Source organism: Variovorax sp. PDC80 (genome assembly GCF_900115375.1).
In the GTDB taxonomy this organism is placed as follows: domain Bacteria; phylum Pseudomonadota; class Gammaproteobacteria; order Burkholderiales; family Burkholderiaceae_C; genus Variovorax.
The window spans coordinates 512,814-521,320 of the sequence record NZ_FOWG01000005.1; the positions used below are offsets into that span (position 1 = coordinate 512,814).

Sequence of the window (8,507 nt, forward strand, 5' to 3'; positions counted from 1 at the left end):
GGACAGAAGCGAATGCAGCCGATGCCGCGTGGGCGATGGCTGTCGAATGGCTGTTCATGGGGGTCTCCTCCTGCCATGCAGTCGCGAGGAGGCGCATGGCATGTGCGGCATCACTGCGCTGCCGCTTCGAGCGAAATTCTCAAGTTCCGCTACTCGATTTGCACCTTACTTTTTCTTGCAATGAACCCCGCAAATCCCTCTGGAAAACCGTAGCCCCGCCGACAAAGGAATGCCTTCGTACTCGCCTGGATCAAGGCTCGATGCGCGCATCCCCCTGGAAGCTGTAGCCCTCGCCGCGCACCGCGACGATCGGCAGCTTCTCGCCGCTGGCCTGCTCGGCCTTGCGCCGCAGGCGCGAGACCGTGACATCGAGGTTGCGCTCGTAGGCTTCGAGGCCGGGCCGCCCCATCGCCGCGAGCAGCGTGCCGCGGTCCACCACTTCGCGCGGCTGCTCGATCAGGCATTGCAGGAGCCGTGCTTCCGCGTTCGACAACTGCACGCGCTCGCCGGTGGGCGACAGCAGCAGCCAGGTGGTGTAGTGGTAACGCCAGGGCGCGTGCGCGGCGAGTTCGCCGGCCTCCGCAACACCGGGCTCGCGCGTCCCCTGCCCCGGCGTTTCCTGGCTGCGCTGCAGCAGGTTGTTGAGCACCATCTCGAGCTCGCGCAGGTTCACCGGCTTGACCAGGTAGTAGTCGGCGCCCAGTCCCAGTCCATGCAGGCGGTCGTTCAGCATGCCGCGCGCGGTCAGCATCACGATGCGCATGGCGCTGCGCGATCGCAGCCGCGCCAGCACGCTGAATCCGTCCTCGCCCGGCAGGTTGACGTCGCACACCACGGCATCGAAATCCTGCCGCTCCAGTTCCGCGTCGAGCTTCTCGGCGCTGTCCACGCCATGGGCCAGCATGCCCACGCCGCGCAGGTAGCGCAGCACCGTGTCGCGCAGGTCCTCGTCGTCCTCGATGACCAGCACGCGGGTGGCGGCGGTCATCGGCCGCCTCCGGGGTCGGCCATCGACATCGCGATCGCACGACGGGTTTCCGGCGGCTCGGCGCTGCCCAGCAGCGGCAGCGTCAGCGTCAGCACGGCGCCCTCGCCGGGCCCGTTGGACGCGACCACGCTGCCACCATGAACCGTGGCGATGCGGTGCACCATGTGCAGGCCCAGCCCGATGCCCGGAATGCGCCGCACGCCGGCCGCGCGATAGAAGCGCTCGAACACGTGCGTCAGGTCCTGCGGCATGAAGCCCGGGCCTTCGTCGCACACCTGGATGCAGACGCCCGGTATCGCGTCGCCCTCGGGAAAATCATCGGAACGGCAGCGCCGGATGCCGGCGCGCACGCGCACCGGCGAATGCGGCGGCGCGTACTTGATGGCGTTGGTCAGCAGGTTGTCCATCGCGATGTGCATCAGCGTCTCGTCCGCCAGCACCGGCAGCTCGCGCGCGTCGAGCTGCAGCGAGATGCGCCCGCCGGCGACGCCCTCGTTGTGCTCCTCGATCTTCTCGCGCAGGAAGACCGCGAGCTCGATCGGCGCCAGGCTCAGGTTGTTGCTCGAGGCATCGAGCCATTCGTCGGCCAGCAGGGTGTCGACCAGGTCGCGCATGCGAAAGACCGTGCGGCTGATCTTCTCGGCCTCCTTCTTGACCTCCTCGCGCGCCAGCCCGAGCCGGTCGTCCGAGAGGATCTGCGCCGAGCCGCCGATGGTGCCGAGCGGCGTGCGGAACTCGTGCGACACCATGGCCAGCAGGCCGCGCTGCTCGCGCAGCGCCAGCGCCAGCTGGTCGTGGGTGCGATGGTGCTCGGCGATCTCCTGGCGCAGGTCGCGCGTGCGCTCGTTCACGCGCTGCGCGAGCCGCGCGCGATGCCGCAGCGAGAGCGACAGCGCCCGCCGCTCGCGATGGCGCACGCGCCAGCCCAGCGCGAAGAAGAAGGCCATGATGTGCAGGATGCTGCCGAACACGTAGCTGTACTGCGTGAGCTGCGTGTAGGGCAGCCACTGCAGGTTCTTGGCGAAGTGCACCGAGCCCATCAGGAAGTAGATCGCATAGCCGATCAGCCCCGGCCAGGCCTGGATGTTCCGGCGCAGCGCCATGACGCACATCGGCACCACGCAGGCCGCGAAGACCACCCACGCCAGGTTCAGCGGCCGCGCGACATGCCCGTAGCCGCCGGCGATGGCCACCGCGCACGCCGCGAGGCAGACCAGCGTCATGACCTGGAACACGCGGTTCATGCGCGGGAACTGCCGCTCCATGTCGAGCAGCACGCGGGCGAAGCCGAACGCGGCAGCCGTGTGCAGGCAGACCGAGAAGTTGTGCAGCCGCACGGCGGCCACGGGGCTGTTCTGCAGCCACAGGAATGCCGGCATGCCCTCCGAACTCCCGAACAGCAGGCCGAGCGTGACGAGGTAGCCGGCGTAGGCGATGAAGCGGCGGTCCGGCAGCGCGATGCCCATCATCAGGCTGACCACCGCCATCAACAGGGCCATGCCGACCACCGCCGCGTCGGCGTAGTTGAGCCGCTGCTGCACCGTGGCCAGTTCCCGCAGCGGCGAGACACCGCCGGCGAGGCTCAGGGTGCGGTCGCCCGCCAGGCGCACCCAGACCCAGCGCGGCTCGGTATCGGGCAGCGCGGGCAGGCGCACGGCCGAGATCGACCAGGGCATCTCGCGCTGGGCGCTGGCACGCATCCCGCCCAGCGCGCGGTGCGCGAAGCCACCGCTCGCGCCGGCGCCGGCATCGGGCCACCAGACGTCGAGGTAGTCGACATACGGTGCATTGAGCCGCAACCACCAGCCGCTCTCGAGCGGGCGCTCGACCTCCGCGGGCGAAGCCTGGACCTGGAAGCGCACCCACCACGCGCCCCGGGCGTAGCCGCCGTTGAGGGCGCCCGGCAGCGTCTCGAATCGTTCCCGGTAGGGCGACGACGCCACCTGCTCGCGCGTCAGCTGGCCGGTGGCGTCGTAGTAGGCCTGCGAACGCCCGTCGAGGTTGCGCTCGAACATGCTCAGGCCGGCATCGAGCCGCAGCGGCCCCGGCTGCGCATGGCTCGGCAGCGCCAGGCACGCGAGCAGCAACCAGGCGAGTCCCAGCGCCACGCGGATCGCGGCGCACCGCAACCCGAACATCGTCCGGCATGGCGCCATGAATGAAGTGGCCGTCCGGGTCCTCGAATTCATGCGGGGCTTCGCGGGAATGGGTGTGCTCGTCCGTCAGGGGTTCTGGAACTACCGGCATCCGTGGCGCCTGCTCGCCGCCCTCGGGATGGGTGGAGGCCGGGCGCCATCGCCGCGCGGACTCCGCCGCCGTTTCGCCCCGGATTCTGGGGCGCGGCTGCGGAGTTTGCACCTTACTTTTTCTTTCACCCTGCCGTTTCGCGGACCCTCGGCCCGGCGCCCGGGTCCCTCAGGCCGCAGCGGTGCCCGCGGGCCTGGCCATCGCCGCCGGATCGACGAGCCGGTCGTACGCGTCGCCGTCGATGAGCTGCAAGGCGATGGCCGCCGCCCGCGGCGTGATGCCGCGCGCGAGCGCCTCGTGCGTGATGCGCGCCACGCGGTCGTAGCCCAGCACCGGGTTCAGCGCCGTCACCGCCAGCAAGGCGTTGTCGACGTTCGCCGCGAGCCGCGCGCGCTCGGGCTCGATGTCCTTCACCAGCCGCTCGGCGAACACGCGCGAGGCATCGGCCAGCACGCGGATCGATTGCAGCAGGTTCTGGATGATCAGCGGCTTGGCCACGTTGAGCTCGAAGTTGCCCGAGGCGCCCGCCATGGTGATGGTGAGGTGGTTGCCCATGGCCTGCAGCCCGGCCTGCACCACCACCTCGGCGATGGTCGGGTTGCGCTTGCCCGGCATGATCGAGCTCGTGAGCCCGTCGTCCGGAATGCGCAGCTCGCCCAGGCCGCAGCGCGGGCCCGAGCCCAGCAGCCGCAGGTCGTTGGCCATCTTCACGAGCGAGGTCGCGAGCACGTTGAGCGCGCCCGACACCTCCACCAGCGCGTCGTGCGAGGCCATGCCTTCGAACTTGCTGGGGTTGGGCGCGAAGGCGATGCCGCTGAGCGCGCCCAGTTCCTCGCAGAAGGCGGCATCGAAGCCCGGCGGCGCATTGAGCCCGGTGCCCGCCGCGGTGCCGCCCTGCGCCAGCAATTGCAGGCGCGGGAAGGTGGCGTCGATGCGGTCGATGCCGTGGCCGACCTGGCGCGCGAAGGCGTCGAAGCTCTGCCCCAGCGTCATCGGCACCGCGTCCATCAGGTGGGTGCGCGCGATCTTCAGCACGTCCGCGAAGGCTTCGCTGCGCTCGTGCAGGCGCTGCTGCAGCAACTGCAGCGCGGGCCGCAGGCGCCGGCGCAGTTCGAGCGCGGTCGCGATGTGCATCACGGTCGGAAAGCTGTCGTTCGACGACTGCGAGGCGTTGACGTGGTCGTTGGGATGCACCGGCGACTTGGTGCCGAGCGGCTGCCCCAGCAGTTCGTTCGCGCGGTTGGCGATGACCTCGTTCGCGTTCATGTTGGTCTGCGTGCCCGAGCCCGTCTGCCACACGGTGAGCGGGAAGTGGTCGTCGAAGCGGCCGTCGCGCAGCTCGGCAGCGGCCTCGAGGATCGGCGCCGCCTGCGCCGCGTCGAGCGCGCCGCAGCGCAGGTTGGCGCGCGCCGCGGCCATCTTCTGCAGGCCGAAGGCGTGGATCAGGCCCGCGGGAAAACGCTCCTCGCCGATCTCGAAGACCCCCAGTGCGCGCTGGGTCTGCGCGCCCCAGTAGCGGTCGGCCGGAATCTCGATCGGACCGAAGGCGTCGTGTTCGATGCGCATGGCGGTCATGGCAGTCATGGCAGTCACGGCGTCAGGCCCGCGCGGCATGGGCGTCGACGGGCGCCACGCCGTCGTCGAGGTCCTGGTCGGCCTGCGCGGTGTCGGGGTAGCGCTCGGGGTAGAGGTGGCGCTCGGCCTGCTGTGCGTCGAAGGTGCCCGACCACTTGGCGACCACCACGGTGGCCACGCTGTTGCCGATCACGTTGCAGGTCGAGATGGCCATCGACAGGAAGCGGTAGACGCCGAAGATCACCGCCAGGCCCTCGACCGGCAGCAGCCCGGTCGAGGTGACGGTGGCCGCGAACACCACGAACGAGCCGCCCGAGACCGTGGCCGCGCCCTTCGAGGTCAGCAGCATCAGCAGCAGGATGCCGATCTGGTGGTCGAGCGTGAGCGGCACGCCGTAGGCATGCGCGATGAACATCACGCCCATGGCCATGAAGATCGAGGTGCCGTCGAGGTTGAACGCATAGCCCGTGGGCAGCACCAGGCCCACGGTCTGCTTGGCGCAGCCCAGGCGCTCGAGCTTCACGAGCAGGCGCGGCAGCGCGCTCTCCGAGGAGGCGGTGCCCAGCACGATCAGGATCTCGTCCTTGATGTAGCGCAGGAAGCGCCACAGGCTGAAGCCCGCGAACTTCGCGACCAGCCCCAGCACCACCGCGATGAACAGCACGATCACCGCATAGAAGCTCAGCACCAGCTGCGCCAGCGCCACCAGCACCGCGGAGCCGTTGCTGCCCACCGAATAGGCCACCGCGCCGAAGGTGCCGATGGGCGCGAGCTTCATCACCAGGTTGATGAAGGAGAACAGCACCTCCGAGATGATGTCGAGGCCGCCGTTGATCTTCTCGCGCCGGCTCTCGGGGATCGCGAGGATGCCGATGCCCACCATCACCGCCAGCACCACCACCTGCAGCAGCTCGCCCTTGGCGAAGGCGCCGACGAAGTTGTCGGGCACGATGTGCGCCATGAATTCGAGGAAGCCCTGCGGCGCGGCGGCCTTCACCGCCGGTGCCGCGGCCGCACCGGCCACGGAGGCCATGCCCTTGCCGGTCTGCAGCAGGTTGCCCGCCAGCAGGCCGATGACCAGCGCGATGGTCGAGATCACCTCGAAGTAGACGAGCGAGCGCCAGCCCACGCGCCCCGCGCTGCGCACGTCGCCGGCCGAGGCGATGCCGTGCACGATGGTGAGGAACACCAGCGGCGCCACGCCCGCCTTGATGAGCGACAGGAACATGTCGCCGAGCAGCTTGAGCTGGCCCGCGAACTTCGGAAAGACGAAGCCGACCGCGATGCCCAGCAGCAGCGCGACCAGCACCTGCATGCCGAGCTTGCGGTACCAGGGCAGCTTCTTCGGCGGCGCGACCAGGGTGGAATCGTTGAGCATGGTTGTCTCCTTGGGTGCCCGGGCTCAGCCCCGGGCCTGCGCGGACAGCGCCAGCGCGCGGTCCACCATCCGGGGCGCGAGGCCCAGGTAGTTGGCGGGGTCGGTCAGGCGATCGATGGCCGCGCGGTCGAAATGCGCCGTGACCTCGGGCAGCGCGGCCAGCGCCTCGGCCAGCGTGCCGCCCTTCTCGTTGACGGTGCGGCAGGCGTCGTAGACCACATCGTGCGCCTGCTGGCGGCCGATGTGCGGCGCCATGCCCATCATCACGGCCTCGGCCACGATCAGGCCGCGGCTGATGCCCAGGTTGTGCTTCATGCGCGCCTCGTCGACGATCAGCCCGCCGAGCGCGAACTTGGCCTGGTGCAGCGCGCCGGCCGTGAGGATGAAGCTCTCGGGGATCGCGATCCATTCGGCATGCCACGGGCCGGTGGCGCGCTCGAAGTCCTGCACCATCGCATCGACCATCAGGCCCGCATGCTGGCGCACCGCCTTCGAGGCCGCGAGCATCAGCTCGCTCGAGATCGGGTTGCGCTTCTGCGGCATGGTGCTGCTCGCGCCGCGTCCCTTGACGAAGGGCTCGTAGACCTCGGCGAACTCGGTCGAGGCCATGATCATGATGTCGAGCGCGATCTTGCCGAGCGAACCGGTGATGAGCGCCAGCAGGTTCACCGCCTCGGCGAAACCGTCGCGCGCCACGTGCCAGGTGGTCGCGGGCACGCCGAGCTTCAGTTCCTCGGCCATCGCCGCCTGTACCTCGAAGCCCTTGTCGCCCAGCGAGGCCAGCGTGCCGGCCGCGCCCGCGAACTCGACCACGGCCACGCGCGGGCGCAGCTCGGCCAGGCGCTGCTGGTGGCGGTCGAACATGGCGAGCCAGATCGCGACCTTGTAGCCGAAGGTCACGGGCAGCGCCTGCTGCAGGTGCGTGCGCCCGGCCATCGGCGTGTCGCGGTGCTTGCGCGCGAGGTCGGCCAGGATGGCGCGCAGCTCGCGGATCTCGGCGTCGACCAAGTCGAGCGCATCGCGCACCTGCAGCGCGACGGCCGTGTCCATGATGTCCTGCGTGGTCGCGCCCCAGTGCACGTAGCGGCCCGCGTCGCCGCACATGGCGACCAGCTGGTGCACCAGCGGCAGGATCGGGTAGCCCACGATGTCGGTCTCGTGGCGCATGTGGTCGAAGTCGATGCGCTCGATGCGCGACTCGCGCGCGATGACCTCGGCCGCTTCGGCCGGGATCACGCCCACCTTGGCCTCGGCGCGCGCCAGCGCGATCTCGGCATCGATGTAGCGCTGGATCAGCGCCACGTCGGAGAACAGCGCGCGCATCGGCGCGGTGCCGAAGGCGTCGCGGAAAAGGATCGAATCGACGACGGTGCTGGCCATCGGGAGGGAGGCGGAGGACATGGACGGGCTTTGATATGTTCGGACATATTTAATTTAATATGTTCGGACATATGCATGAACAGGGTTTACCCTTAGGTCAAAATCGAGCCACCATGAACAAGCCGCGCTTCACCGACATCGCCCAGGAACTGAAGGAAGGCATCGCCTCGGGCCGCTTCCCGCTGGGCTCGCTGCTGCCGACCGAACTCGAGCTGCGCGATCACTACGGGATCAGCCGCCACACGGTGCGCATGGCGCTGCAGGAGCTGCAGGACGCGGGCCTGGTGTCGCGGCGCAAGAACGTGGGCACGCGTGTCGAGTCGACGGTGGCGCGCATGGGCTTCCAGCAGTCGCTGGCCTCGGTGGAGGACCTCATGCAGTACGGCGCCGCCCACCTGCGCCTGGCGCCCGAGATCGACACCATCGCGAGCAATGCCGCGCTGTCGCGCCTGCTCGGTTGCGAGGAAGGCACGCGCTGGCTGCGCATCTCGAGCCTGCGCATGGAGGAAGGCCCGCAGGGCCTGCCGCTGGGCTGGACCGACATCTACGTCGACACCCAGTACGCGGCGCTCGAGGCGCTGGTGCGCGCCGCGCCCGACACGCTGGTCAGCGCGCTGCTCGAGCAGCACTACGGCCTGCGCGTGGCCGAGATCGTGCAGCAGGTGCGCGCGGTCGACGCCTCGGCGGCGATGGCGCGCAAGCTGCGCATCGAGGCCGGCAGCGCGACCTTGCAGATCCTGCGGCGCTACCTCGACGCCGACGGCGAGGTGCTCGTGAGTTCGGTCGCCACGCACCCGGGCGAACGCTTCTTCATCACCACGCACCTGCAGCGCGCGAAGGGCTGAGAGGGTGTATTTGAAATGATCTACGCGGCCAGCCTAGTAGCGAGGATACGTGCTTCAGCGAGCCAGACCCAAGCGACAGGTGCCCAATTGGAGC

The 8,507-nt window shown here is 69.5% G+C and carries 6 protein-coding genes; 1 reads left to right on the forward strand and 5 read right to left on the reverse strand.

Annotated elements, in window-relative coordinates; genetic code table 11:
* Positions 1–250 precede the first annotated feature (250 nt).
* The 5 genes from BM109_RS17965 to BM109_RS17985 form a co-directional block, all read right to left on the reverse strand.
* Positions 251–988: a response regulator transcription factor gene (locus BM109_RS17965; protein WP_093344999.1), complete on the reverse strand. Its 738-nt coding sequence runs from the start codon at positions 986–988 to the stop codon at positions 251–253.
* Complete coding sequence (locus tag BM109_RS17970) at positions 985–3,126, reverse strand: sensor histidine kinase (RefSeq protein WP_093345001.1); 2,142 nt, start codon at positions 3,124–3,126, stop codon at positions 985–987. Before BM109_RS17970 ends, BM109_RS17965 begins: the two co-directional genes overlap by 4 nt.
* A 277-nt stretch (positions 3,127–3,403) precedes the next feature.
* The gene (locus BM109_RS17975) at positions 3,404–4,810 is read right to left on the reverse strand and encodes a class II fumarate hydratase (RefSeq protein ID WP_093345004.1); all 1,407 of its coding nucleotides are present in this window, start codon (positions 4,808–4,810) and stop codon (positions 3,404–3,406) included.
* A gap of 22 nt (positions 4,811–4,832) precedes the next feature.
* The gene (locus BM109_RS17980; RefSeq protein ID WP_093345007.1) at positions 4,833–6,188 is read right to left on the reverse strand and encodes a cation:dicarboxylate symporter family transporter; all 1,356 of its coding nucleotides are present in this window, start codon (positions 6,186–6,188) and stop codon (positions 4,833–4,835) included.
* Positions 6,189–6,212: 24 nt separating this feature from the next.
* On the reverse strand, positions 6,213–7,589 hold the full coding sequence (locus BM109_RS17985) for a class-II fumarase/aspartase family protein (RefSeq protein WP_093345009.1): 1,377 nt from the start codon (positions 7,587–7,589) through the stop codon (positions 6,213–6,215).
* A 92-nt stretch (positions 7,590–7,681) separates the two neighbouring features.
* Here BM109_RS17985 and BM109_RS17990 point away from each other — a divergent pair, with 92 nt between their 5' ends.
* Positions 7,682–8,413, forward strand: a complete 732-nt coding sequence (locus BM109_RS17990; protein WP_093345012.1) for a GntR family transcriptional regulator — start codon at positions 7,682–7,684, stop codon at positions 8,411–8,413.
* Positions 8,414–8,507: the final 94 nt, after the last annotated feature.